Source organism: Kitasatospora sp. NBC_00070 (assembly GCF_045041205.1).
Classification (GTDB): domain Bacteria; phylum Actinomycetota; class Actinomycetes; order Streptomycetales; family Streptomycetaceae; genus Kitasatospora.
The window spans coordinates 4,092,722-4,115,447 of sequence record NZ_CP108247.1; the positions used below are offsets into that span (position 1 = coordinate 4,092,722).

The 22,726-nt window shown below is 74.3% G+C and carries 22 protein-coding genes, 2 tRNA genes and 1 riboswitch; of the genes, 5 read left to right on the forward strand and 19 right to left on the reverse strand.

Annotation, left to right across the window (positions count from 1 at the left end):
* The first annotated feature begins 41 nt into the window (after positions 1-41).
* Positions 42-854: an isocitrate lyase/phosphoenolpyruvate mutase family protein gene (locus tag OHV05_RS18985; RefSeq protein ID WP_405018746.1), complete on the forward strand. Its 813-nt coding sequence runs from the start codon at positions 42-44 to the stop codon at positions 852-854.
* On the opposite strand, the gene OHV05_RS18990 is transcribed toward OHV05_RS18985, so the two are convergent.
* The 11 genes from OHV05_RS18990 to OHV05_RS19040 form a co-directional block, all read right to left on the reverse strand.
* On the reverse strand, positions 851-1,075 hold the full coding sequence (locus tag OHV05_RS18990) for a hypothetical protein (RefSeq protein WP_405018747.1): 225 nt from the start codon (positions 1,073-1,075) through the stop codon (positions 851-853). The genes OHV05_RS18985 and OHV05_RS18990 overlap by 4 nt on opposite strands.
* Before the next feature lie 208 nt (positions 1,076-1,283).
* Positions 1,284-2,489 carry a cytochrome P450 gene (locus tag OHV05_RS18995; RefSeq protein ID WP_405018748.1) on the reverse strand — a complete coding sequence of 402 codons (1,206 nt, stop codon included), beginning with the start codon at positions 2,487-2,489 and terminating at the stop codon, positions 1,284-1,286.
* A 1,285-nt stretch (positions 2,490-3,774) separates the two neighbouring features.
* Complete coding sequence (locus OHV05_RS19000) at positions 3,775-4,383, reverse strand: GTP-binding protein (protein WP_403045259.1); 609 nt, start codon at positions 4,381-4,383, stop codon at positions 3,775-3,777.
* Positions 4,361-4,702 (reverse strand): DUF742 domain-containing protein, encoded by a 342-nt coding sequence (locus tag OHV05_RS19005; protein ID WP_405018749.1) that lies wholly within the window; start codon positions 4,700-4,702, stop codon positions 4,361-4,363. The genes OHV05_RS19000 and OHV05_RS19005 overlap by 23 nt, the downstream gene beginning before the upstream one ends.
* The gene (locus tag OHV05_RS19010; protein WP_405018750.1) at positions 4,699-5,112 is read right to left on the reverse strand and encodes a roadblock/LC7 domain-containing protein; all 414 of its coding nucleotides are present in this window, start codon (positions 5,110-5,112) and stop codon (positions 4,699-4,701) included. The genes OHV05_RS19005 and OHV05_RS19010 overlap by 4 nt, the downstream gene beginning before the upstream one ends.
* Positions 5,096-6,283, reverse strand: coding sequence for an ATP-binding protein (locus OHV05_RS19015; protein ID WP_405021495.1), 1,188 nt, complete (start codon positions 6,281-6,283; stop codon positions 5,096-5,098). The genes OHV05_RS19010 and OHV05_RS19015 overlap by 17 nt, the downstream gene beginning before the upstream one ends.
* Positions 6,284-6,445: 162 nt before the next feature.
* Positions 6,446-8,671 (reverse strand): SpoIIE family protein phosphatase, encoded by a 2,226-nt coding sequence (locus OHV05_RS19020; protein ID WP_405018751.1) that lies wholly within the window; start codon positions 8,669-8,671, stop codon positions 6,446-6,448.
* Positions 8,672-8,986: 315 nt separating this feature from the next.
* A complete protein-coding gene (locus OHV05_RS19025) occupies positions 8,987-10,120 on the reverse strand; it encodes a PP2C family protein-serine/threonine phosphatase (protein WP_405018752.1) in 1,134 nt (377 codons plus the stop codon).
* 84 nt (positions 10,121-10,204) lie between these two features.
* Positions 10,205-10,405 (reverse strand): hypothetical protein, encoded by a 201-nt coding sequence (locus tag OHV05_RS19030; protein ID WP_405018753.1) that lies wholly within the window; start codon positions 10,403-10,405, stop codon positions 10,205-10,207.
* A 123-nt stretch (positions 10,406-10,528) separates the two neighbouring features.
* Positions 10,529-11,101: a TetR/AcrR family transcriptional regulator gene (locus OHV05_RS19035; RefSeq protein ID WP_405018754.1), complete on the reverse strand. Its 573-nt coding sequence runs from the start codon at positions 11,099-11,101 to the stop codon at positions 10,529-10,531.
* Complete coding sequence (locus tag OHV05_RS19040) at positions 11,101-11,925, reverse strand: alpha/beta fold hydrolase (protein WP_405018755.1); 825 nt, start codon at positions 11,923-11,925, stop codon at positions 11,101-11,103. The genes OHV05_RS19035 and OHV05_RS19040 overlap by 1 nt, the downstream gene beginning before the upstream one ends.
* Positions 11,926-12,028: 103 nt before the next feature.
* Here OHV05_RS19040 and OHV05_RS19045 point away from each other — a divergent pair, with 103 nt between their 5' ends.
* Positions 12,029-12,226, forward strand: coding sequence for a 4-oxalocrotonate tautomerase family protein (locus tag OHV05_RS19045; protein WP_403045279.1), 198 nt, complete (start codon positions 12,029-12,031; stop codon positions 12,224-12,226).
* Between the two features lie 7 nt (positions 12,227-12,233).
* Here OHV05_RS19045 and OHV05_RS19050 read toward each other — a convergent pair whose 3' ends face one another.
* Positions 12,234-12,524, reverse strand: a complete 291-nt coding sequence (locus tag OHV05_RS19050) for a YiaA/YiaB family inner membrane protein (protein ID WP_405018756.1) — start codon at positions 12,522-12,524, stop codon at positions 12,234-12,236.
* Between the two features lie 216 nt (positions 12,525-12,740).
* A riboswitch (cyclic di-AMP (ydaO/yuaA leader) is annotated at positions 12,741-12,902 on the forward strand.
* 12 nt (positions 12,903-12,914) lie between these two features.
* Between OHV05_RS19050 and OHV05_RS19055 the strand changes: the two genes are divergently transcribed.
* Positions 12,915-13,721 carry a M23 family metallopeptidase gene (locus OHV05_RS19055; RefSeq protein ID WP_405018757.1) on the forward strand — a complete coding sequence of 269 codons (807 nt, stop codon included), beginning with the start codon at positions 12,915-12,917 and terminating at the stop codon, positions 13,719-13,721.
* A 45-nt stretch (positions 13,722-13,766) separates the two neighbouring features.
* Here the strand turns inward: OHV05_RS19055 and OHV05_RS19060 are convergent, their stop codons facing one another.
* Complete coding sequence (locus tag OHV05_RS19060; RefSeq protein WP_405018758.1) at positions 13,767-14,642, reverse strand: hypothetical protein; 876 nt, start codon at positions 14,640-14,642, stop codon at positions 13,767-13,769.
* A gap of 125 nt (positions 14,643-14,767) precedes the next feature.
* Between OHV05_RS19060 and OHV05_RS19065 the strand changes: the two genes are divergently transcribed.
* On the forward strand, positions 14,768-15,520 hold the full coding sequence (locus OHV05_RS19065; RefSeq protein WP_405018759.1) for a sensor domain-containing protein: 753 nt from the start codon (positions 14,768-14,770) through the stop codon (positions 15,518-15,520).
* Between the two features lie 89 nt (positions 15,521-15,609).
* Complete coding sequence (locus tag OHV05_RS19070) at positions 15,610-16,335, forward strand: hypothetical protein (RefSeq protein ID WP_405018760.1); 726 nt, start codon at positions 15,610-15,612, stop codon at positions 16,333-16,335.
* On the opposite strand, the gene OHV05_RS19075 is transcribed toward OHV05_RS19070, so the two are convergent.
* From OHV05_RS19075 to trmB, 6 genes are all read right to left on the reverse strand, one after another.
* On the reverse strand, positions 16,286-17,212 hold the full coding sequence (locus OHV05_RS19075) for a hypothetical protein (protein WP_405018761.1): 927 nt from the start codon (positions 17,210-17,212) through the stop codon (positions 16,286-16,288). The two genes, OHV05_RS19070 and OHV05_RS19075, sit on opposite strands and share 50 nt — an antisense overlap.
* Before the next feature lie 49 nt (positions 17,213-17,261).
* Entirely contained in the window at positions 17,262-19,772 is a 2,511-nt protein-coding gene (locus tag OHV05_RS19080; RefSeq protein WP_405018762.1) for a tetratricopeptide repeat protein, read from the reverse strand.
* A gap of 397 nt (positions 19,773-20,169) precedes the next feature.
* Positions 20,170-20,243: transfer RNA gene (locus OHV05_RS19085), tRNA-Met, on the reverse strand.
* 129 nt (positions 20,244-20,372) lie between these two features.
* Positions 20,373-20,446, reverse strand: a tRNA-Met gene (locus OHV05_RS19090).
* Positions 20,447-20,499: 53 nt separating this feature from the next.
* A complete protein-coding gene (locus OHV05_RS19095) occupies positions 20,500-21,756 on the reverse strand; it encodes a PrsW family intramembrane metalloprotease (RefSeq protein ID WP_405018763.1) in 1,257 nt (418 codons plus the stop codon).
* A gap of 108 nt (positions 21,757-21,864) precedes the next feature.
* Entirely contained in the window at positions 21,865-22,695 is an 831-nt protein-coding gene (trmB, locus tag OHV05_RS19100) for a tRNA (guanosine(46)-N7)-methyltransferase TrmB (protein WP_405018764.1), read from the reverse strand.
* Positions 22,696-22,726: the final 31 nt, after the last annotated feature.

Below are 22,726 nucleotides of genomic sequence, written 5' to 3' on the forward strand. Positions count from 1 at the left end.
TCGCCGGGCCCGCTCCGGGCCGGACTGACAGGGTAGGGGTCATGACGACGACTCAGCAGGCCAAGGCCGACCTTCTGCACGCACTGCACGTCCCCGGCACCCCGCTGGTGCTGGCCAACGTCTGGGACGCGGCGACCGCCCGGCTGGTGGAAGCCACCGGCGCCCCCGCCGTGGCCACCGCCAGCGCCAGCGTCTCCTGGACCAGGGGCGTCCGGGACGGCGGCGGCCTCGACCTGGCCGGAGCGCTGGCCCAGACCGAACTGGTGGTCAGGTCGGTGGACGTCCCGGTGACGGCCGACCTGGAGGACGGCCTGGCCGAGGACGCCGCCGGGGTCGGCCGGACCGTCACCGAGCTGCTCGCGCTCGGCGCGGTCGGCATGAACCTGGAGGACAGCGGGGCGGCCGGGCTGCGTCCGGTCGCCGAGGCGGCCGAGCGGGTCGCGGCGGCCCGGAAGGCCGCCGACGCGGCGGGCGTCCGGCTCTACCTGAACGCCCGCACGGACGTCTTCATCTTCGGCGCCGGCGGCGTCGAGGAGACGGTGGAGCGGTCCCGGGCCTACCTGGCGGCGGGCGCCGACGGCATCTTCGTCCCGGCCCTGTCCGACCCGGCGGTGATCGCCGAACTGCTGGCCGCACTGCCGGGCGTCCGGCTGAACGTCGGCGGCGGCCCCGGCGCACCCACCGTCGCCGAACTCGCCCGGCTCGGCGTCGCCCGGATCAGCCTCGGCCCCGGCCTCGCCAAGGTCGCGTACGCGGCGGTCCGCCGCGCGGCCGAGGAGGTCTACGGCTCCGGCAGCTACCAGGCCCTGACGGGCGGTCTGGAGTACGGCGAACTGAACGCCCTCTTCGACTAACCCCGGGGGACCACCGCGTACGCCCCGCACACCGGCGTCGCGGCGGACGCCTGCTTCCCCAGCAACGGGATCGAGCCGATCTGCTCGACGCAGGTGCCCGCCGCACCCACCGGATGATCCGTACTGAGCTTCCCGCCCATGTTGTTGTCCGCCTGAGCAGCCGGCACAGCAAGGGCCAGCCCGGCCGCGGTGAGGACGGCAAGCGCCGTGATCTTACGCATGGCCGGTCCAACGACCGCCCCGCCGAACAGTTACCTCCCGGCACACGTTCAGCCGCCAGGGGCTCGGGGAACTGCGACGCCGGCCTCGGAAATGGTGATCGTCGCGTAGATGGTCAGGCACTTTCGCAGTGACCCGCACGCCAGATCTCCTCGCAGTTCCCCGAGCCCCTGGGTGGTGCAACTGAACGCCCTGCCAAAGGCCCAACGATCAGCTCGTCCGGACCGTCAAGGTCTTCACGCTGTTGCTGATGAAGGACGCGATCGGCTCCGGTGCCGCCCCGTCCGCGAGGCGGAGTGCGGGGAAGCGCCCGAACAGCTCCCGCAGCGCCGTCTCCGCCTCCAGCCGGGCGAGCCCGGCGCCGAGGCAGAAGTGCGGGCCGTGACCGAGCGAGAGGTGCTTCGCGGGGGTGCGGCCGAGGTCGAACCGGTCGGCGTCCGCGAAGTGCCGCTCGTCGCGGCCGGCCGAGGCGTACGAGGCGATCAGTGCGTCACCCTGACGGATCACCACCTCCCCGACCGCGATGTCCTCGGTCGCGTACCGGAGCGGGAACTGCCCGACCGGCGAGTCGTACCGCAGCGTCTCCTCGACCACCGCGGCCCAGGTGTACGTCCCGTCCAGCACGCCGGCCAGCTGCTCCGGGTGGGCGAGCAGCGCCCGGACCGCGTTGGTGATCAGGTTGAGCGTGGTCTCGTGCCCGGCGACCAGCATCAGCAGCAGGGTGCCGACCAGCTCCTGCTCGGTGAGCCGGTCGTCGTCGGCCCGGGCGGCGATCAGGTCGGTGGTCAGGTCGTCACCGGGCTCGGCCCGCTTGGCCGCCACCACCGAGGCGAGCAGCGCGAACAGGCCCTGCTGCGCGGCGACCGCCGCGGCGGGCGTGGCCGAACTGGAGACCAGGGTGTTGGAGAGCTCGTGCAGCTCGTCCTGCTGCCGGGGCGGCAGGCCGAGGAGTTCGCCGATCACCTGCATCGGGAGCGGGTAGGCGAAGTGCTTCCGCAGGTCGAAGTCGCCTTCCAGCAGCGCCACTTCGTCGAGCAGTCGGACCGCCCTGGCCCGGATCGCGGGGGCCAGCTCGGCGATCCTGCGCGGGGTGAAGGCCTGGGTGACCAGCCCGCGCAGCCGCCGGTGGTCCTCGCCGTCGGCGGTCACCATGCCGGGCACCGTGACGAAGTTGAGCAGCGGCCAGCCCTCCGGCAGGCGCCCCTCCCGGAAGGTGGTCCAGAGCTGGGCGTTCTTGCCCACCCGAGGGTCGTTCAGCAGTGCCTGGAGGGTGTCGTGCTGCGTTATCGCCCAGACCACCACCCCGCCAGGGAGCTCCACCAGGACCGCGGGCCCGGCCGCCCGGAGGAGGACGTTCTCGGCGTGCTGGTCGCCTCCGAAGGGGTCGAGCTCGACGGGGCTGACGGAGGTGTCCATGCGGGCCTTTCGGAGGGGGGAGTGCGGGGCGGGGTGAAGGCGCTGTAGAGCACCGGCAGGGAGACCAGGGCTCGCGACCACGGGGACGGACGCCAGGCCAGTTCGTGCCCGGGGACGGCGAGTTGGAGGTCGGGGAGCCGGTGCAGCAGGGTCTCCACCGCGGTCTCCACGATCAGCCTGGCCGGGTGCTGGGCCGGGCAGACGTGCTTGCCCGCGCCCCAGGCCAGGTGGGCCCGGTTGCCGCCGACGCCGTCCGAGGTGAGCACCGAGGGGTCGGCGTTGGCGGCGGCCAGGCCGAGCACCAGCATGTCGCCGGCGCTGATGTACTGGCCGCCGAGCACGGTGTCGCCGGTGGCCCAGCGGCCGGGGAAGTTCTGGGTCGGCGGGTCCCGCCAGAGCACCTCGTCGAGGGCGTCCGAGACGGTCAGCCGACCACCCGTCAGGGTGGCCCGGAACCGGCGGTCGGTGAGCAGCAGCCGGAGCGTGTTGCCGGTCCAGTTGATGGTGGTCTCGTTGCCCGCCACCATGATCACCACCAGGTGGTGCACCGCCTCCTCGTCGGACAGCCCGGCCTGGTGGGCCAGCAGCCAGGAGGTCAGGTCGGCGGCGGGCCGTTCGCGGCGCTGCCGGACCAGGTCCAGCAGGATCGCCTGGAACTCGGCGTTGGCCCGCACCGACTTGTCGCTGCTGTCCACGAAGTGGCTGATCAGCTCGACGATGTGCGGCCCGGCCGCGGCCGGCAGGCCGATCAGCTGGGTGAACACCATCAGCGGGAGCCGACGGGCGTACTGGGCGATCAGGTCGGCGGTGCCGTCCGGGCCCCAGCTGTCGATCAGGGTGTCCGCCGCGGCCTCGGTGGCCTGCCGGAGCTGCCGGTGGTCGATCCGGGCCAGCGTCTCGGAGACCGCCGCCCGCAGCCGCTGGTGCTCGGCACCGTCCAGGTTGAGCAGGGTCGGCCGCCAGGAGGTCATCGGCAGCAGCCGGGAGTCCGGCTTCAGCCGCCCCTCGGCCGGCACCCGCCAGCGGCGCGAGTCCTTGGAGAACAGCTGCTCGTTCCGGGTGAGTTCGAGCAGCTCCGGGTAGCCGAGCACGAGCCAGGCCTCCACCCCGGGCTCCAGCTCGATCGGCGCCACCGGGCCGTGCTGATCGCGCAGCCGGGCGTACAGGCCGTGCGGGTCGTCGGCCACCGCGGCGCCGTACAGCGGGGTGCCGGCCGGGCCGGGCGGCCGGTGGGCCGGACAGCCGGGCGGCGGGACGGCGGCGGCCGTCTCCGGTGGGGGAGTCGTCATCGCTGGAGCTCCAGTACGGCGGTCGAGTGCAGGTGGTCGACGAAGTCGATCAGGACGTCGTACGAGGCCCGGCGGTCCCGGGCGTCGCACCGGAGGATCGGCACCTCGGGCAGCAGGTCGAGCGCCGCCCTGAGCTCGTCCTCGGGGTGGTCCGGGGTGTCCGGGAAGGTGTTGACGGCCACCGCGAACGGGATCCGCTGCTCCTCCAACTGCCCCAGCACGTCGAAGCTCTCCTCGATCCGCCGGGAGTCCACCAGCGCGATGGCCCCCAGCGCCCCGCGGGACAGGTCCTCCCAGAGCGGCCAGAACCGCTGCTGGCCCGGGGTGCCGAAGAGGTAGAGCGCGAGCCGGGCGTTCAGGGTGATCCGGCCGAAGTCGAGCGCCACCGTGGTGGTGGTCTTGTCGGGCCGTCCGGTCAGGTCGTCCACGTCCGTACCGGCGACCGTCATGGTCTCCTCGGTGCGCAGCGGGGCGATCTCGCTGAGCGAGCCGACCAGGGTGGTCTTGCCGACCCCGAACGGGCCGGTGACCAGGATCTTCACGGCGCTCTGCACGGTGTCCGGCAGATAGGCGGGCCGGGGCTCAGCGGAGCTGGCGGAGACCAAGGAGCACCTCCTCCAGGAGGGTGGCCGGCAGGCGCTCGGCCTGCGGCACGGGGGGACGGACCAGGACGGCGCCGAGGTCCCAGAGATCACCGATCAGCACCTTCACCACACCGAGCGACAGCCGCAGGTGGGCGGCGATCTCGGCGACCGAGAGCAGCTCCTGGCAGATCGTCAGGATCCGCTGCTGCTCCCGGTTCAGACCCACCGGCTCCGGGGTGCTGCCGGGTACGGTGGAGACCAGGCTCTCCAGGGCCAGCACGTTCCGGCTCGGGCGGCTCCGCCCGCCGGTGATCACGTACGGCCGGACCGGGCCGGTCACCGCGTACTCCCGGTCGCGTGCTCCGCCCTGGGCGGGCTGGTCAGGTGGCTGCCGATCCGCTCGACCAGCACCTGCATCTGGTACGCCACCAGGCCCGCGTCCACCGCCTCGCCGGTCACCACCGCGAGGTGCGCCCCGGCGCCGGCCGCCACCACGAACAGGTAGCCGCCGCCGTACTCGACGATGATCTGCCGGGTGCTGCTCTGCGGCCCGCCGAAGCCGTGCGCCACGCCCCTGGCCAGCGACTGCAGGCCGGAGCAGGCGGCGGCCAGGCGCTCGGCGTCGTCCCGGGCGATCCGCTCGCTGCGACCGATCTCGAGCCCGTCGTTGGACACCACGATGGCGTGCTGGACCTCGGGAACGGTGACGATGTCGGCGAGCAGCCAGCCGAGGTCAGGATTCGGGGTCATGGGAGTCTCCGGAGCGCTGGGGTTGGGGGGAGTCGGGGAGCGGGTCCTGCTGGTGCCTGGCGGCCGACCGGCCGCTGGCGGTGCCCGCCTGGAAGAGCGACATGAAGGTCTGCGCCTCCCGGGCCGAGCGCGGCGGCACGGGGGTACCGCCGAAGGTGGAGGTGGTCGGCTCGGCGGCACCGCGCCGGTTGGCCCGGCGGGGCAGCCCGCCCTGACCCGGCCGGGCGGCGGTCGGGCGGTCGGGCAGTGCGGCCCGGCGCTCGGCGGAGGGGGCGGCCGGCGTCGGCAGCGGCTCGGTGAGCAGCGCGGTCGGCAGCAGCACCACCACCCGGACCCCGCCGTAGGGCGAGGGCGCCGAGCTCAGGGTGACCCGGAAGCCGTACTGCTCGGCCAGCCGGCCGACCGCCGCCAGCCCCAGCTGCGGGACCTCGCCGAGCCGGGAGACCTCCAGGCCGGAGCCGCCGGCCAGGGCGGCGGCGGCCTTCTCGATCGCGTGCTCGGGCATCCCGACGCCGCCGTCGTCGATCTCGATCACGACGCCGTTGTGCACCGGCATCAGGGTGACGAACACCTGGGTGCTGGGCGGGGAGTAGCGGGTGGCGTTGTCCAGCAGTTCGGCCACCGCGTGGATCAGCGCCTCGGCGGCCGCGCCGACCACGGCGGTCTCGATCCGGCTGCTGACCACCACCCGCTGGAACGGCAGGATGCGGGACTGCGCCCCGCGCACCACGTCCTCCAGCGCGACCGGCTCGGGCCAGTGCCGGCCGGCCCGGGCGCCGCAGAGCACGGCCAGGGTCTGCGCCAGCCGGGCCTGTTGGGCGGCCGCGTGGTCGGCCCGGAGCAGACCCTCCAGCAGCTCCGGGTCGTCGTGGGTGCGCTCCATCTCGTCCAGCCCGGCCTGCTGGTCGTGCGCCATCACCAGGATCCGGCGGGCCACGCTGAGGAACGCCCGCTGGGTGGAGGCGTTCAGCTCCTGCTCCTGCTGCACGGCGGCGCTCTCGGTGCTCCGGCGCGCGGCCTCGGCGCTGACCTGCTCCCGGAGTTCGGCGTTCGCCCGCTCCTGCTCGGCCAGCCCGGCCCGCAGGGTGCGGCTGACCGCGTGGTACCGGGCGGCGGTCAGGAGAGCGAGAACGGCAATGCCTGCGAGGGCCGCACCGAACCACTGAGTCATCGTCACGCGGCGAATTCTAGGGTGGTGTTCCTACGGAAGTATGAACGGATCTGACGTTCGGTGATCTGATCCGGTCAAAATGTGGGACGAACGTCCTGACGCCCGCTCAGAACCGCAGGTGGGCGGCCGTGTACCGTCAAGTCCGGCTACCGGCAAGTAGTTTCAGTCGGCCGGCCGGGTCCGGTGCAGCAGCAGCAAGGCGACGTCGTCCGGGCGGGAGTGCCGCTCGGTCACGTTCAGGGTGAGCAGGTCGGCCAGCCGCTCCAGCGCGCCGTCCGCCCCGGACCGGCTCGCCCCGCCGCTCCGGCGGCTCCACAGCTCGAGCCCGCCGATCATCCGCTGCACCGAGTCGTCGTAGTCCTCGCCCCGGTCCTCGACCAGGCCGTCCGTGTACACCAGCAGGGTCTCGCCCGGAGCCAGCCGACCCACCGTCAGCGGGTAGTCCCCGTGCGGGTCCACCCCCAGCGGCGGCCCGCCCGGCAGCTCCAGCTCGACCGCCCGGTGCCCGGTGATCCGGACCGGCGGCGGGTGTCCGGCGCGGGCGCCGTCGAGCCGGCCGGTGACCGGATCCAGCGTCAGGTAGAGGCAGGTGGCGAACAGGTCGGTGTCAAGCTCGGCCAGCAGCCGGCTGGTCCTGGCCAGGGTGGCCGCCGGGTCGTGCCCGTCGGTGGCGTACGCCCGCAGCCCGCTGCGGAGCTGGCCCATCACCGCGCTGGCCTCGGCGTTGTGCCCCTGCACGTCGCCGATCACCAGCCCGACCCGGCCCGCCGGCAGCGCGATCAGGTCGTACCAGTCGCCGCCGATCTGCATCCCCTCGGTGCTCGGCAGGTAGCGCGCGGCGGCCGACACCCCGGGCAGCTCCGGCAGGCTGCGCGGCAGCATCGCCCGCTGCAGCTCGGTCGCCCGGTGGTGGTGGATGTCGTACAGCCTGGCCCGTTCCAACGACTGGGCCAGGATGCCCGCGAAGGCCGAGTACATGGTGCGGTCCTCCCGGCTGAAGGCCCGCTCGGTGGCGAAGGTGATCAGGCAGGAGCCGACCTGCCGCCCGGACGCCACCAGCGGCAGCACCGCCCAGGCCGCCGGGGCCAGCGGATTGCCGGTGGCCCGCTGCCCCGGCTCGCTGAACAGCGGGACGGCCCGGGCCAGCGCGGACTGCATCACCCCGGCCGACAGGTCGTGCAGCCGGCTCAGCTCGGTCCGGTACGGGCCGCCGAAGACGGTGTGCGAGACCGGCAGCAGCCGGCCCTCGTCCACCAGGTCGAGCACCAGGCTGGCCGCACCCAGCGCGGGTCTGGCTATGTCGGTCATCGCGGTGGTGACGTCCCGGACGCTGACCGCCCGGGACAGCGTCCTGGTCAGCGCCAGCAGCAGCGCCGACCTGGCGCCCGCGACCGGCCCGTCGGCCGGCCGGGTGCCGGGGTCGGCCGCCTCACCGGTGCGCTGACGGTCGGTCAGCAGGCCGGCCACCCGGACCGGGCGGCCGTGGGTGTCGAGCATCACCTCGCCGTCCTCCTGCACCAGCACCGAGCTCCCGTCGTCCCGCCGGACCCGGTAGCGCAGCCGGTACGGACCGCCGGAGGCGAGCGCCTCGGCCATGCCCGCCTGGAGGTCCGGCAGGTCCTCGGGGTGCACCAGCTTGGCCAGGTCCGGGGCCGGCGCGGTCTCCGCGGCCGGCGGGGCGGTCAGCCCGAACAGCCGGTACGCCCGGGCGTCCCAGGCGGTCTCCCCGGTGACCAGGTCCCGATCGAACGCCCCCGCCCCGGCCGCCAGCGCCGCCAGCGCCAGCACCGGCTGCCCGGACGGCGTCCCGCCGGCCCGGACCCCGGGCGGCAGGTGCGGGTCGACCGCCTGGACGTGGTCGATCAGATGCGAGATCCGGTGCGCGACGGCCTCCGCCAGGGTCTCCAGCACGTCGATGTCCCGGCGCGGCACGGTGCCCCGGTGAGCCAGCGCGAGCGCCAGCGCCCCGATCGCCACCCCGTCCACCAGCAACGGCATGACGGCCAGCGCGACCAGCCCGGTGCCCCGGCCGGCCAGCGTCTTCGGGTAGTCGGCACTGGTCTGCTCCGGGCTGAGCAGCACCGTCTCGCGACGCCGCAACGCGAGCGCGGCGGGCAGGTCGGACGTGGGGTCGACGGTGCTGTAGTGCTCGTGCGCCCACTCCGGCAGGCCGTGCGAGGCCGCGAGCCGGAGCATCCCCTCGGGATCGGTCAGGTACAGCGCCGAACCCTCACCGGTGATCCAGGCCGGTCCCTCCGCCAGGATCGTGCCGAGCAGCTCGGTGGCACTCCCGCTGCGCAGCAGCAGCCGGACACACCGCATCGACGTCCGCGGCCCCTGCACCCGGGTCTCGTCCTCCGGCGGCAGCCATGGCGAGGTCAGGTCCATCGGAAGCCCCGCCCTTCCGCTCGCTCATCTGCCCAAAGTAATGCTGAACATCCTATTTGCTCACCCCCTATTTGGCGGTTTAGCCACAACCGCCCGCTCGGGTCACTGCGCTCCGGGCTCAACCACCAGGGGCTCGGGGAACTGCGACGCCGGCCTCGTAAAGGGTGATCGTCGCGTGGGCGGTCAGGCACTCTCGCAGTGACCCGATCGCCAGATCTCCTCGCCCACGCGGCGGAGCCGCAGATCAGCAGAGCCCCGAGCCCCTGGGTGGTAGACGGCTGAGCACCTGCCAAAGACTGAGCGCCCTGCGAAGGGTCAGCCGCCGGCGCCGAGGCGGCGGAGCACGACGAGGGTGCGGTCGTCGGCGACGTTGCGGGCCACCGTGCCGATCAGTTCCGCCGCCGGGTCGCCGCCGCCGTAGCGGAGCAGCGGCGTCGCGGCCCGCAGCAGCCGGGCGATCCCGTCGTCGATGTCCTCGCCGGGGACCTCGACCAGGCCGTCGCTGTAGAGCAGCAGCGAGTCGCCCAGGTCGAGCCGTCCCTCGGTGGGCGGGTAGGGGGCGCCGGGCAGGATGCCGAGCGCCGGGCCGCCGCCACCGTCGAGCAGCAGCCAGCTGCCGCCCGACTCCCGGCGGTACTGGGCGGCCGGCGGGTGGCCCGCCGTGAAGATCCGGTAGCCGCCGTGCGAGGGGTGCAGGGCGAGGTGGACGGCGGTGGCGAACCCCTCGTCCCAGCCGAGCCGGGCCAGGAAGTCGTTGGCCGTGGGCAGGAAGGACTCGGGCGGTACCGAGCCGAGCAGCATGGCGAAGGCGCCGGAGAGGTGCATCGACCGGGCCGCCGCCCGGCTGCCCTTGCCGGAGACGTCCACCAGCAGGACCTCGAGCAGGTCCCGGTCGGGGCGGTGCGCGGAGAGCACGAAGTCACCGGAGAAGAAGGTGCCGCTGACCGGGGCGAGCGCCTGGTGGAACCGCCAGTCCAGCAGGTGGTCGGGCAGCCGGCCGAGTGCGGTGGTGCGTTCGGAGAGTTCCAGCAGCATCGCGTCGCCCCGGGTGCCGCGCAGGCCGAGCCGGCTGCGGTGGCGGGAGGTCAGCAGCACCACCACGGCCGCCGCGCCGACCACCCAGGCCGAGCCGGGGGTCACCCCGAGCGGTTCGCGCAGCCACCAGCAGGCGGCCAGGCCGACCGCGACCCCGAGCAGCAGGCCGCACTGCCGGCGGGTGTGCAGCAGGAAGCCGCCGAGGATCAGCGGCAGGGCCAGCGCGGAGGGCGGACAGCCGGTGGGGGCGGCGATGGCCAGCAGTGAGAGCAGTCCGACCAGGAGCAGGAGCAGCCCGAGCGCGGCCTTCTCGGCGGTCGGATCGCCGTCCAGCAGCTGACCGGCCCAGCGGCCCGCCGGGCCACGCCGCAGCCGCCCGGTGATCTGCCGGGCCATCGTGGTGACTGCGGGCACCTGACCTCCGCCTGGGCTGACCGTCCGTCAGCTCAATCTAGCGTCAGATGTCCGTTTCATCCCTCTGTCGGCGGCCGGACGGCCTCACTGGCCGTCGCACTCGCCGTACGACTGGCGGGCTCCGGCGGTGACCGGGCGGAGCGAGCGGGCGCCGAGGAGGACCTCCAGGAACCGCCGCGCGGTACTCGGCCCCGGCGCGTCGACGGCGGCCGGAGCGGCCAGGGCCGCGCGCTGGCCGGGGATGCGGGTGGTGGCGGGACGGGCCGTCCGTGCGGTCTGCGTCATCTGCCCACATCCTTCGTGCTGGTGACAGGCGGGGATGCCTGAACCCTGCCAGTGTCGGCCGGTCTTGGCGACGGAACGGTCTCGAAAACCACCCGAACGGATACCGTTCCGCCGAACTGAGGTTTATCCCGCTGCGGGCCACACCCGCAAGCCCTCCACCACTACCCGGATCAGCCGCTGCCGAGTCACCGTCAGGTCCGCCGCCATCCGGAACGCGCCGCCCGCGGCGAGCGAGGCGAAGCCGTGCGCCGTCGAACGGACCGCCCGGGCGGCGTGCACCGACTCGTCGCCGGTCAGGCCGTAGCCGTCCAGGACCGTGATGATCACCCCGACCAGCCGGGCGGCGGCCCGGGTCAGGTCCGGGTCCGGGTCGGGGGCCTGCGGCAGGGCGGCGTACCGGCGCGGGTGCTGCTCGGCGTAGTCCAGGTAGGCGTTCAGCAGGGCGGTCATCGCCTCGTCCCGGCTGCGGCCGACCGCCGAGTCGGCCAGCCGCTCGGCCAGCTCCTCGGTGACCCGGACGGCGATCAGCCGGCGCAGCTCGGTCAGACCGCCGGTGACGTGCTTGTAGAGCGAGGGGGTGGCGACCCCCGCCCGGGCGGCCACGGCGGCCAGGGTGAGGCCGTCGGAGCCCTGGGCGTCGATCAGCTCCAGGGCGTGGTCGACCACGGCGGCGGGGGAGAGTCCGGCCCTCGGCATCAGGCGACCTCGTCCAGGAAGGGGAGCAGGGCGTCGGCGGTGGCCTGCGGGAACTCCGCCATCGGGTAGTGCCCGGCACCGTCGATCATCACCTTACGGGCCTTCAGCGCGACCGCCTGGCGGTCGGCCACCGCGGCCGGGTCCGGGAAGTCCGGGTCCTGGCTGCCCATCAGGACCAGCGCGGGGCAGCGCAGCCCGGCCGCCCAGCCGGTCGGCGCCGAGTCCCCGGTGACGTACCCCCGGGTGGCCTGCTTGCGGCCGGGGGTGCGCAGGGCGGCCACGGCGGCGCTGCGGTACTCGGCGAAGTCGGCGGGCTTCGCGGTCGGGTACGCCTTGCCGAGGTAGCCGCCCCAGACGGCGGGGACGTGCACCAGGGCGAGGCCGAGCACCTTGAGCAGGGCGCGCTGGAGGGCGGTCGGCGGCAGGTTCTCCACGAAGGCGTCGACCAGGGCGATGCCGGCCACCCGCTCGGGGGCCAGGCCGGCGGCCCGCAGCACGGTGGCGCCGGTGTAGGAGTTGCCGACCAGGGCGGCCCGCTCGATGCCCAGGTGGTCCAGCAGGGCCAGGGTGTCCTCGGCGATCGCGGCGGGGGAGTAGTCGCTCCAGGCGATCGAGGACTCGCCGAAACCGCGCAGGTCCAGGGTGACCACCCGGTGGCCGGCCGCGGTGAGCAGCGGGCGCAGGTGCCGGTACACCGTGCGGGAGTCCAGCATGCCGGGGAGCAGGACGACCGGCAGGCCGGTCTCGGTGGCGGTGTCGTCGTAGGCCAGCCGGCCGCCGGGGACGTCCAGGTACTGGGTGGTGAAGGTCTGCGTCATAGCCATAAAGCTAAGGCTAATAGCCTTAGCCGTCAAGTGCCCGTCGGCCCGGGGAGCCGGTGGGATAGCGTGCGGGGCGATCGCACCGCACCGAACCTGAGGGGTCGTCATGCCGTTCATCAACGTCAAGCAGCTGGCCGGTCGGACCGTGGAGCAGCGGGCCGAGATCGCCCGCGAGCTCACCGAGACCTACGTCCGGATCACCGGTGTGAGCCCGGAGGCGGTGACCGTGGTGATCGAGGAGATCCCGCTGGAGAACTGGGCGGCGGGCGGGGAGACCTACGCCGCCAAGCGGGCCGCGGGCTGACCGTCGCTCAGATCCCCTCGACCCGGAACGGGTCGTGCTCGGCGAGCAGCTTGTCGAGCCGGGCCTGGTCGACCCGGGAGGAGATCTGGCCGGCGTCCTGGCGGTCGCGGACCACCTTGGCGAGGGTGAACGCCGCGGTGACCTCGTAGAGCAGGCCGACCGCCAGGAAGCCGCGCATCCAGGGGTCGACCGGCAGGTAGGCGATCCCGATCACCAGGGCGGCGGAGGCCAGGGCGAAGGACAGGACGGCCTGCAGGTAGTAGGCGTTGGTGGTCCGGGGCTGCATCGGAGTGCTCATGTCCCGAGGGTCTCCAACTCCCTTGCCGGGCGCCTGAGTACGGATACTCAACCGGCCGTCGCGCACCGTCACCGAGTAGTCGAGCAAAAGCCGCATTCCGGTCACGGGTCGTCAGAAGAGATGGACTGCACCTCGCTAGCCGCTTGGAATCATGGGCTCCTAGGATTAACGTTTGATAACGCAGCGCGGTCGGCAACGCCGTACCCAGAACGGCACCGTGCGCCGTCGCCTAATCCTCAGGACCCGCCTCGCCGGTGGGTCCGGGAGCCGGGGAACCACCGTTCCTTGGGGTGAATCGACCGAGTCCCGCACCCGGTCGTAGGAGACCTTCCTGCTCCGAACCCGTCAGCTAACCCGGTAGGCGCGAAGGAAGGAAAGGAGCGCGCCTCCGTGGCGTCGACGCACTCCCCGGCACACCCCCGTACCGACTCCGGCAACCAGCTGCTGCTGGACCACCCGGACGCAGCCAGGCACCGGATGCCCCGTCAGCCCCGCTCCGGCGGTCCGCTGATCGGCGTCACCGCGATGACCGCAGCCCTCGGCGCGACGGCCTTCGCCGCCGCCGCCCCGGCCGGTGCGGCCCCGCAGCCGCCCGCCGTCGCGGCCGCCGACTCCGCCGACCAGGACGGGCCGCAGCTGCTCCTCTCGGCCGACCCCGGGCTGGCCCTCGCCGCCCGGATCCAGCTCCAGGCGGACGGGCAGCGCACCGCCGCCGACGAGTCCGCCCGGCTGGCCGCGGCCCAGGAGGCGGAGGCCAAGCGGGCCGCCCAGGCGGCCGAGGCCAAGCGCGCCGAGCAGCGCGGCGCGTTCGCGGCGCCGACCACCAACTACGAGCTGACCGCGCACTACGGCCAGTCCGGCTCGTACTGGTCGCACCTGCACACCGGCCTGGACTTCGCGGCGCCCACCGGCACCCCGGTCACCGCGGTCGGCGCGGGCACCGTCACCTCGGCCGGCTGGTCGGGCGCGTACGGCTACCGGGTGATCGAGACCCTGGGCGACGGCACCGAGATCTGGTACTGCCACCTCTCCTCGATCGTCACCGCCTCCGGCGAGGTCGCCCCCGGCACCGTGCTCGGCAAGGTCGGGGCCACCGGCAACGTCACCGGACCGCACCTGCACCTGGAGGTCCGGCCGGACGGCGCCGCCCCGATCGACCCGCTGGACTGGCTGCGCGAGCGCGGCATCAACCCCTGACGCACCGTCGGAGCCGGGCCCGCCGAGACGGCGGGTCCGGCTCCCTCACTCCTCCGCCGCGGTCCGCTCCGCCTGCTCGGCGAGGTACGCCTCGATCTCCTCGGTGCCCGGCTCCGGGGCCAGGTCCGGGTACTCGTGCACCAGCAGGGCGGGGAGCCCGGGGACGGTCCACTCGCCGATCAGCCGGAGCGCCTCCTCGGCCACTGCGGCCTCGAAGCCGTCGAAGTCGCCGGAGAGCTCGTCCGGCATCGGCAGACCGAGCGCGTTCAGCCCGGCCAGGTTGCGGTAGCTGCGCTGCATCAGCCGGTTCTCCAGCAGCATCCGGGCGCCGTCGGTGGCCATCCCGATCGAGATCAGCCTGGTCCGCCCCCAGCCGCCGTCGGCGTCGATCTCGTCCAGCTCGGTGAGCGCGCCGTACGCCTCGGCCCGCTGCTCCGGCGTCAGGTCCCGGAAGCCGTCCAGCCAGGCCCGGACCGCCGCCTCGTCGGTGGTGTCCACCCCGGCCGCCCGGAGCAGCAGCGTGTACAGCCGGGGCCAGGTGACCAGGTGCGGCTGGCGGAGCAGCCCGCAGAGCAGCTCGCCCTGCCAGTCCACCTCGGCGTGCAGCCGCTCCTGCCGCTTGGCGTTCAGCCGCCGGGCGGCCCGCTGACGGTCGATCAGCAGCCCCACCGCCCGCCCGTACGCGCCGGGGTCGGCGGCCGGCTGGACGTACATGTAGATCCGCTCGTACAGCAGCTGCTCGACCACCGGCGAGCTCAGCTCGGGGTAGCCGTCGTGCATCCGGCCGTCCCCCAGCTCCAGCAGGGCCAGCACCGTCCGGACCGCCTCCACCGGGACGGGTTCGAGCCCCTGGTCGGCCGCCCAGGCGAGCAGGTCGTCGGCACGGGTGCGCGGGCTGAGCCGGAGGTCGTCGTCGTTCACCCTCGTACGGTAGCCGCTGCCCGGGCCGGGAGCCGTCCGTCCCGGACGGGGGTGGGGTAATCCCCACCCCCGGTCCGCCGGGGGACCTCATGTCGCGGACGGCTCCGATCGGGCACCTTTGAGGGGTGGGCAGCGAGCAGGGCAACCAGACCGAGGAGCCGGTGATGACCAGTCAGACCTTCCCGTACGCCGAGCGCAGCAGCAGTGTCGGCAACAGCAGCGGTCGGGTGCGGCCGGGGTTCTGGCGGGCGCCGTTCGCCGCTGCCACCTACCGGGAGGTCGGCTTCGTGCTCGGCTCGCTGCCGATCGCGATCCTGGGCTTCACCTTCGCGGTCACCTTCTTCTCGCTCGGGGTCGGCCTGCTGGTGACCGCGCTCGGGTTCCCGGTGTTCGCCCTGTTCACCTCAGGATCGCGGGGCTTCGCCGCGCTGGAGCGGCACCGGGCCGCCACCCTGCTCGGCACCGAGGTCGCCGCCCCCGCTCCGGTGGCGCAGTCCCGGCCCGGCTTCTGGGGCTCCGTCACCGCCCGGATGGCCGACAAGGCGGGCTGGAAGGCGGCGCTGTACCAGGTGCTGATGCTGCCCTGGAGCATCCTGAGCTTCACCCTGACGGTGACCTTCCTGGTGACCGGCTGGGTGCTCGCGCTCTACCCGGCCTACCACTGGGTGTTCGCCCGCTACACCGACTGGCCGGGCTACCGGGTCTACGACTTCACCACCGACGCCGGGGCGCACCACGAGTACTACCTCACCTCGGCCGGGGACCTCGCGGGCGTCTCGCTGCTCGGCCTGGTGCTGGTCTTCCTGACCCCGGCGCTGATCCGCGGCCTGACCAACCTCTCCCGGGCGGCGGTCAAGGGGCTGTGCGGCAGCCGCTGACCGGATGCGGCCCAGCCGCTCCCGTGCTCCGATGAACAGGCCCGGTACCGCTCCCCGGTACCGGGCCTGACGCATCCCCGGGAGGTCCGGTGCACACCCCCGGCACGCTGATCACCTCGCGTCCGCTGGACGAGTACTGCGGCCTGTTCGGCCTGACCAGGGCCGCGCTGGCTGCGGTGCCCGGGCCGGTGCTGGACTGCCCGGGCGGCGCGGCCGGGCTGACCGCCGAGGCCCGTGAGCTCGGCGTCACGGTGATCGCCACCGATCCGGCGTACGCGGCCCCGCGGCCCGAGCTCACCGCGCTGGCGGTGGCCGGCCGGGACCGGATGGCCGCCTGCCTGGCGGTGGCCCCGGAGCGGCACCTGCCCGCCGGGCAGTTGTGCCCCGAGCGCTACCTGCGCAGCTGGGACCGGGCCCGCCGGCTGTTCGCGGCCGACAGTGCCGCCCGGCCGGAGCGCTACGTGGCCGCCGCGCTGCCCGGACTCCCGTTCGCCGACGGCTCGTTCGCGCTCACCCTGAGCGCCTACCTGCTGTTCGCCTACCCCGAGCTGTTCCCGCCCGAGCGGCAGCTCGCCGGGCTGCTGGAGCTGGTCCGGGTCACCGACCCGGACGGCGAGGTCCGGGTCCACCCGCTGCACGACGGCGCCGGCCGCCCCTGCCCGCACCTGCCGCAGCTGCGCTCGGCGCTGGGCGAGCACCGGGTGGCCAGCGAGATCGTCAGGTTCGCCCGCCCGGGCGACGGCCGGACCCGCCGGGTGCTGGTGCTCAGGAAGGCGCGGCGGTGGGGCTCGGGACCTCGGCGGGGAGCTTCTTGAGGATCTCCTCGCCGACCACCCGGCGGCGGGAGTCCCGCGGCGCGGTCCTGACGTTGCGCAGCTTGTCCTCCACCGCGAAGCGCAGGCTGCGCTTCTCCTCGGGGGTCAGCGGGAGCTGGAGCACCGCCTCCCGGGCGGCCAGCATCGCCTGCAGCAGCTCGAACGCGGACAGGTCGCTGCGGATCGCGCCGATCACCAGCGGCAGGTTCTCGTGGTCCGGCCGCCCCTGGAACAGGGCCAGCGCCTGCACCCGCAGACCCTCGGTCTCGGCCTCGAACAGCTTCCTGACCTCGGCCGGGCTGAAGTTCAGCTCCCGGGCCCGGCGGACGGTCTGGCCGACCGAGTCGGCCAGCGTCTGCCGGTCGGCGGTGGACAGCGCGCGGGCCAGCCGGAGGCGGGTGAGCAGCCAGCCGGAGAGGAAGCCGACCACGGTGAAGTACACCGCGAGCGAGGCCGCGAAGGCCGAGGCGCCGCTGCCGTTGCCGACCACCGGGGCCAGCGCGTCGCCGAGCTGTGCCAGCCGGCGCGGCAGGGTGCCGATCTGGGTCAGCCCGGCGCCCAGCAGGATCTTGGTCAGCCAGTCGGAGACCTGCTCCAGGTTGGTGTTCGGCGCGTAGCTCGCGGTGGACGTGGTGCTCAGGTCGGCGGGTTGGGCCGCCGCACCGCTGGTCAGCAGCCGGGGGATGCCGAACAGGAACCCGACCGCGCCGCCGACCATCATCGAACTGGCCGACACCACCAGGCCGCCGCCGAGCGCCGCCGCCCAGTCCGCGCTGGCCGAGGCGTACAGGCCGAGCCCCAGCAGGCCGGCCCCGACCACGGCGCCGAGCCCGGCCCGCGCCGCCGGTGCCAACTGCCCGTCACGTTCCAGTCCCACCGCACGCCCCTCCCGCCGCCCGAACCGCGCTGCGACTGTAGCGGACCCGTCACGCCCCGGGCAGGCCCCCGGCGCCACCCTCCGCCAACCGGACCCGGAACGTGCCGGTTCGGTGCTGTGCAGCGGCCAGCATCCGGTCCGTCAGATCCGGGTCGAGCCGACGCGCCTCGGCCCAGTCGGCGAGCGCCTCCCGGTGCGCTCCGAGCAGCTGGTGGGTCTGGCCCCGGCGGACCAGGGCCCAGGCGTACGTCGGGCTGAGCTCGATCGCCCGGGAGAAGTCGGCCAGTGCCCGGCCGGGCCGTCCCGCCAGCCGGTGGGTCTCGCCGCGTTCGGCGACCACCCACTGCCAGCCGGGGGAGAGCGTGACGGCCAGGTCCAGATCGGTCAGCGCCGCCTCGAACCGGTCCGCCCTGCGGTGCAGTTCGGCCCGGCGGGTGAGGGCCCACGGCTGGCGCGGGTCCAGTTCGAGCGAGCGGTCCAGGTCGGCCAGTGCCTCGCCGCCCCGGCCGAGCTGGTGCAGCACCCAGCCCCGGCTGGCCCACGGCCAGGCCGCCGCGCCGTTCAGCTCGGTGGCCCGGGTGAGCTCGGCCAGCGCCTCGGCCGGGCGGTCGGCCAGGCGGTGGGTCTCGCCGCGCTCGGCCCGGTGCAGCCAGTCCGCCGGGTCGAGCCCGACGGCCAGGTCGAGGTCGCGCAGGGCCTCCTCGAAGCGGCCCAGGGTGCGCAGCAGCCGACCCCGCTGTACCAGCAACGCGGGCTGCCCGGGCGCCAGTTCGACGGCCCGCTGGTAGTCGGCCAGCGCCTCCGGCAGCTGCTTCAGCGCCCGCAGGCCGACCGCCCGGGACGCGTACGCCCGGGCGGAGCCGGGGTCGAGCGCCAGCGCCGCCGTGCAGTCGGCCACCGCCGCCGGGTGGTCGCCGGCGGCCCCGTACCGGCCGGCCCGGGCCAGGAAGCAGTCCGCCCGGTGCTCGGCGGGCAGTCCCGGCTCGGTCAACAGCAGGGTGAGCAGCGCGAGTTCGGGGTCCTCGTCCAGGCCGCCGAGCCGCTCGCCCCAACGGCCGAGCGGCTCCGCCTCGGTGTCCCGGGCGGCCTGCACCACCACCTGGGCGGCCCGTCGGCAGGCCGAGTCGCCGCTCGCGCAGGCGGCGACCAGCTCCACCAGGGCGGCGGGCAGCGCCTGGTGCGGGTTGGCGCAGAGCCGGTGGTAGGTCTCGCCCAGCCGGTACTCCAGCCAGGTCCCGTCCGCCCAGCGCCCGTCCGGCGGCAGGTCCTGCTCCAGCGCCGCCCGCCAGCGTCCGAACGCCTCGGCCAGCGCGGTGTGCTGCTCGCGCCAGCCGAGCGGTGACCCGGTGCGCTGCAGACGGAGCATCGGGGTCCGCACCACGTCGTGGTAACGGACCCGCCCCGCCTGGTCGTTGACGAACGGCAGGGCGCGCAGCCAGGCGTAGTGGTCGCCCTCGGCCAGCACCTCGTAGACGTCCTGGTCGAGCTGGAGCGGCAGCGCGCAGGCCAGCGCGGCGGCCCGTCGCTCCGGGTCGGTCTCCCAGCGCAGGAACCGCTCCACGGCGGTGCCGGACGGGTCCTGCACCGCCTCGGGACCGGCCGGCCTGGTCTGCGCCAGAGTGTCCAGCAGCACCGGCAGCCCGCCGGCCAGCCGGAGCACCGTCCCGGTCACCCGCTCGTCGGTGATCCCCCGGGCGGTCAGCAGCTGCCGCGCCTCGGTCTCGGTGAACACCTCCAACGGCAGCTCGGCGACCAGGTCCATCGAGTCGGCCCAGACCCGGGGGTCCAGCCGGCGCTGCCCGGCCAGCACCACCAGCACGTTCAGTGGCAGGTCGCCGTACCCGCCGCCGACCAGCAGCTCCCGCAGCCAGCCGTCCAGCACCGGGGCGGTCCGCTCGTAGGTGTCGAAGAACAGCGCCACCCGGGGCAGCCGCCCGGCCAGTTCGGCCAGGTCGGCGAGGAACACCGGGGTCAGCAGCGGGACGGGCGTGAGCACCAGCTGCACGTCGTCGTGGCTGCGCAGCCGCGCACTCAGCAGGCCACGTAGCCGGTCCGCGCCGAGCGCCACCTGCTGCGGGTCGACCGCACCGGCCAGCGCGCCCACCACCGGCACCGCGCCGAGCCCGGCCAGACCGACCTGGGCCGCCAGGGTGCCGGCCACCGAGGGCTCCCCGTCGGACTGCCCCGGCTCGGCGCTCTCCGCCTCGTGCCGCCGCTGCCGGTAGCCGGCCAGCAGCCGGTCGAACCGCTTCAGCGGCCGCCCCTGCCGCTCGCACTGGGCACTGATCGCCGCCATCGCCTCGACCGCGCTGTGCACGTCGTCGTCCAGGTACGCGGTGACCGAGTCGCGCTCCCGGGCGACCGCCTCCAGCTGCCGCAGCAGCGAGGTCTTGCCGACGCCCGCGTTGCCCCGGACGTGGAACAGGAACTGGTACGCCTCGTCGGCCGGGTCGCGGTCCAGGTTCTCCCGGAACGCGGCCAGCTCGGCCCGCCGTCCGACGAACCCGCCGCGCCGCCTGCGCCGGATCAACTCCTGCCGGGACACCCGCTGTTCCGCCATCGCACCCACCCCCGGCGCACCATCATGACGTACCGGCCCCGGACATGCAGACGGCCCGTGGGTTCGCTCCTCGCGGCCGGCCCCCGAAGGGGACGGGCGTCGAGGCACCGGGGATGTCTCCGGTGAACCCACGGGCCGGGTGACTGCTGGGAATTGCCTGCCGCCGGAGGCTGGTACCGGCCTCACTACTGCACAGGCAGGGGCGGCTCTAGCGAGCAGCCACCTCACACATCCTGATGGAACTCAACTCAGGATCACCTCCTTTCAGTGTGCTGCCAACTGTAGGCAGCCCTCCCGGACGGCACAACGGATTTATTCGGTGCGGGTGGTGGTGGGGTGCCCGGGAACGGCAGAAGGCCCGGCAGACGATGTCTGCCGGGCCTTCTGTGCTACTGAGTAGCGGGGACAGGATTTGAACCTGCGACCTCTGGGTTATGAGCCCAGCGAGCTACCGAGCTGCTCCACCCCGCGTCGGTAAACACGACACTACGTGAGTGCCGGGCGAAAGGGAAATCGGTTTCGGTGCGGGTGGTGGTGGGGTGCCCGGGAACGGCAGAAGGCCCGGCAGACGATGTCTGCCGGGCCTTCTGTGCTACTGAGTAGCGGGGACAGGATTTGAACCTGCGACCTCTGGGTTATGAGCCCAGCGAGCTACCGAGCTGCTCCACCCCGCGTCGGTAAACACGACACTACGTGAGTGCCGGGCGAAAGGGAAATCGGTTTCGGTTCAGGCCGGGGAAGGGCGGTGCCGGCCCGCTCTGGCCCGGGTCCTGGCCCAGAACGCGAAGCAGACCAGGGCGGCGAAGCAGGGCACCATCAGCGCGGCGTAGAACAGCAGGAACCCGTTGGTGCCCAGCCCGGCGGCGGCGTTCCAGCCGCCGTGCACCGTCATCGCCAGCAGCAGCCCGACCGGGGCGGCCAGCCGGGCCAGCCAGTGCCGTCCGGTGGTCAGGCTGATCGCGATGCCGAGGCCGGCCAGGGCGGTGAACAGCGGGTGCGCGAACGGCGAGAGCAGGCCGCGCAGCACGAAGGTGTGCACGGTGGAGTCGAAGTCGCGCAGGCTCGGCGCCCCGCCCAGGCCGATGCTGTCCAGCCGGCTCTGCTGGTCGTCGGTGAAGGCCCGCCCGAGGTAGAGCGCGTTCTCGGTGAAGGCGAAGCCGCAGGCCGTCACCCCGCCCAGCACCACCCCGGCGGACAGGGTGCGGGGGCTGGACCTGGCCCGGGTGTGCGTACGGGCCCGGGCCGGGCGCCGGAAGTACGGGAGCCGGCGCAGCCGGGGCCGGCCCGCCGTCGGGCGGTGCGGTCGGCCGGTACGGGCCGCCCGCCGCCCGGTGGCCGGCCGGTGCCGGAGCGGGACCGCGCAGATCCGCTGCACGTGACAGCGGAGCCGGCGGCGGACCGGCAGCAGCAGCATCAGCAGCGCCGCGCCCTTCGCGCTCTCCTCGATCAGCGGGGTGGCGAAGTCGGCGAGCAGCGTCTCGCCCCGGTCGCTGCCCTGACGGGCGATCAGGAAGTCACCGGCCCAGCCGTTGGCCAGGATCGCCACCGTGGTCGCCGCGCAGGCGCCCCAGGCCAGGCAGAACAGGGTGTGCCGGAGCGGCACCCGGGCGGTCTGGTTCAGCCAGGCGAGCGCGCCCAGCACGAACGGGAGCGGCAGCAGCGCCAGCCCGAGCCCGACCAGCAGCCCGGTGGTCCCGGTCTGCCGGTGCACCAGTTGGAGGATCAGCACCCCGCAGCCCGCCAGGGCGAGGGCGGCCAGCGCGGAGGAGAGCGCCGGGTAGCGCAGCGACCGGGCGCGCCGGAGCAGGTCCTCGGCGCGGACGTACGGGTGCCAGGACAGCAACGGGCCCGCCCGCCGCACCCGGGGCCCCGGGATGGTCCGGGTGCCGGCGGTGGTGCGGGTGGGCGGGTCGACGGTGACGGCGCGTTCCCCGGCCGGGGCCGGGGCGTGGGGGTACGGGCCGCCGCTGGGCGGACTGCTCACGCGCACAGGGTAGGGGAACCCCCGGCCCCGACGGGAGGCGTCGGGGCGATCCGCACCGAACGGATCACCCGGTGTGCTAGGGCGCCGGCCGGTCCGGTCCAGGTGCGGTCAGCGGCGGCGGAACAGCAGGTCGTGCACGACGTGGCCCTTGGCGATCCCGGCCCGCTCGAACTTGGTGACCGGCCGCCAGTCCGGGCGCGGCGCGTAGCCGGGGACGCTGCCGGCCGGGTGCTCGGCGGGCTCCAGCCAGCCGGTGCCGTCACCCTCGGGGTGCAGGTTCGTCAGCTCGGGCGAGGCGGAGAGCACGGCCAGCATCTGCTCGGCGTACGGCTCCCAGTCGGTGGCGCAGTGCACCAGCGCGCCGGGCGCCAGTCGGGGCAGCACCAGGTCGAGGAAGGACTCCTGGACCAGCCGGCGCTTGTGGTGCTTCGGCTTCGGCCACGGGTCGGCGAAGTAGACCCGGAGTCCGGCCAGCGAGGCGTCCGGCAGCATGTCGCGGAGCAGGATCACCGCGTCCCCGGCGGCCGGGCGGACGTTGACCGAGTCGGTGCGCTCCAGCAGCTGGAGCAGGTTGCCGTGGCCCGGGGTGTGCACGTCGGCGGCCAGGATGCCCATCGCCGGGTCGGCCGCCGCCATCGCGGCCGTGGTCTCGCCCATCCCGAAGCCGATCTCCAGGGTCACCGGCAGGCCGCCGAACAGCTCCGCCAGGTCCAGCGGGCTGCCGTCGATCGCCAGGCCGTACCGCTCCCACCCCCGGTCCAGCGCGCCCGCCTGGGCGGGGGTCATCCGGCCCCGGCGGGGCTGGAAGCTGCGGATCCGGTGCTCGCGGTGCTGGGCCTCGGTGGCCCGGTGCGGGTACATCGGCGCGGGGTACCCGGCGGGTGCGGCGGACAGGCGCGCGGACGGGGACGGCTGGGGGCTGGGGGCGGTGGCAGTCACAATCGGCCAAGTCTACGGGAGGCCGGTCCGG

Bases quoted from the DNA above. Each gene is read 5' to 3' on its own strand.
- OHV05_RS18985 (WP_405018746.1), top strand. From the start codon at position 42: ATGACGACGACTCAGCAGGCCAAGGCCGACCTTCTGCACGCACTGCAC.
- OHV05_RS18990 (WP_405018747.1), bottom strand. From the start codon at position 1,075: ATGCGTAAGATCACGGCGCTTGCCGTCCTCACCGCGGCCGGGCTGGCC.
- OHV05_RS18995 (WP_405018748.1), bottom strand. From the start codon at position 2,489: ATGGACACCTCCGTCAGCCCCGTCGAGCTCGACCCCTTCGGAGGCGAC.
- OHV05_RS19010 (WP_405018750.1), bottom strand. From the start codon at position 5,112: ATGACCCCGAATCCTGACCTCGGCTGGCTGCTCGCCGACATCGTCACC.
- OHV05_RS19015 (WP_405021495.1), bottom strand. From the start codon at position 6,283: ATGACTCAGTGGTTCGGTGCGGCCCTCGCAGGCATTGCCGTTCTCGCT.
- OHV05_RS19020 (WP_405018751.1), bottom strand. From the start codon at position 8,671: ATGGACCTGACCTCGCCATGGCTGCCGCCGGAGGACGAGACCCGGGTG.
- OHV05_RS19030 (WP_405018753.1), bottom strand. From the start codon at position 10,405: ATGACGCAGACCGCACGGACGGCCCGTCCCGCCACCACCCGCATCCCC.
- OHV05_RS19035 (WP_405018754.1), bottom strand. From the start codon at position 11,101: ATGCCGAGGGCCGGACTCTCCCCCGCCGCCGTGGTCGACCACGCCCTG.
- OHV05_RS19040 (WP_405018755.1), bottom strand. From the start codon at position 11,925: ATGGCTATGACGCAGACCTTCACCACCCAGTACCTGGACGTCCCCGGC.
- OHV05_RS19045 (WP_403045279.1), top strand. From the start codon at position 12,029: ATGCCGTTCATCAACGTCAAGCAGCTGGCCGGTCGGACCGTGGAGCAG.
- OHV05_RS19050 (WP_405018756.1), bottom strand. From the start codon at position 12,524: ATGAGCACTCCGATGCAGCCCCGGACCACCAACGCCTACTACCTGCAG.
- OHV05_RS19080 (WP_405018762.1), bottom strand. From the start codon at position 19,772: ATGGCGGAACAGCGGGTGTCCCGGCAGGAGTTGATCCGGCGCAGGCGG.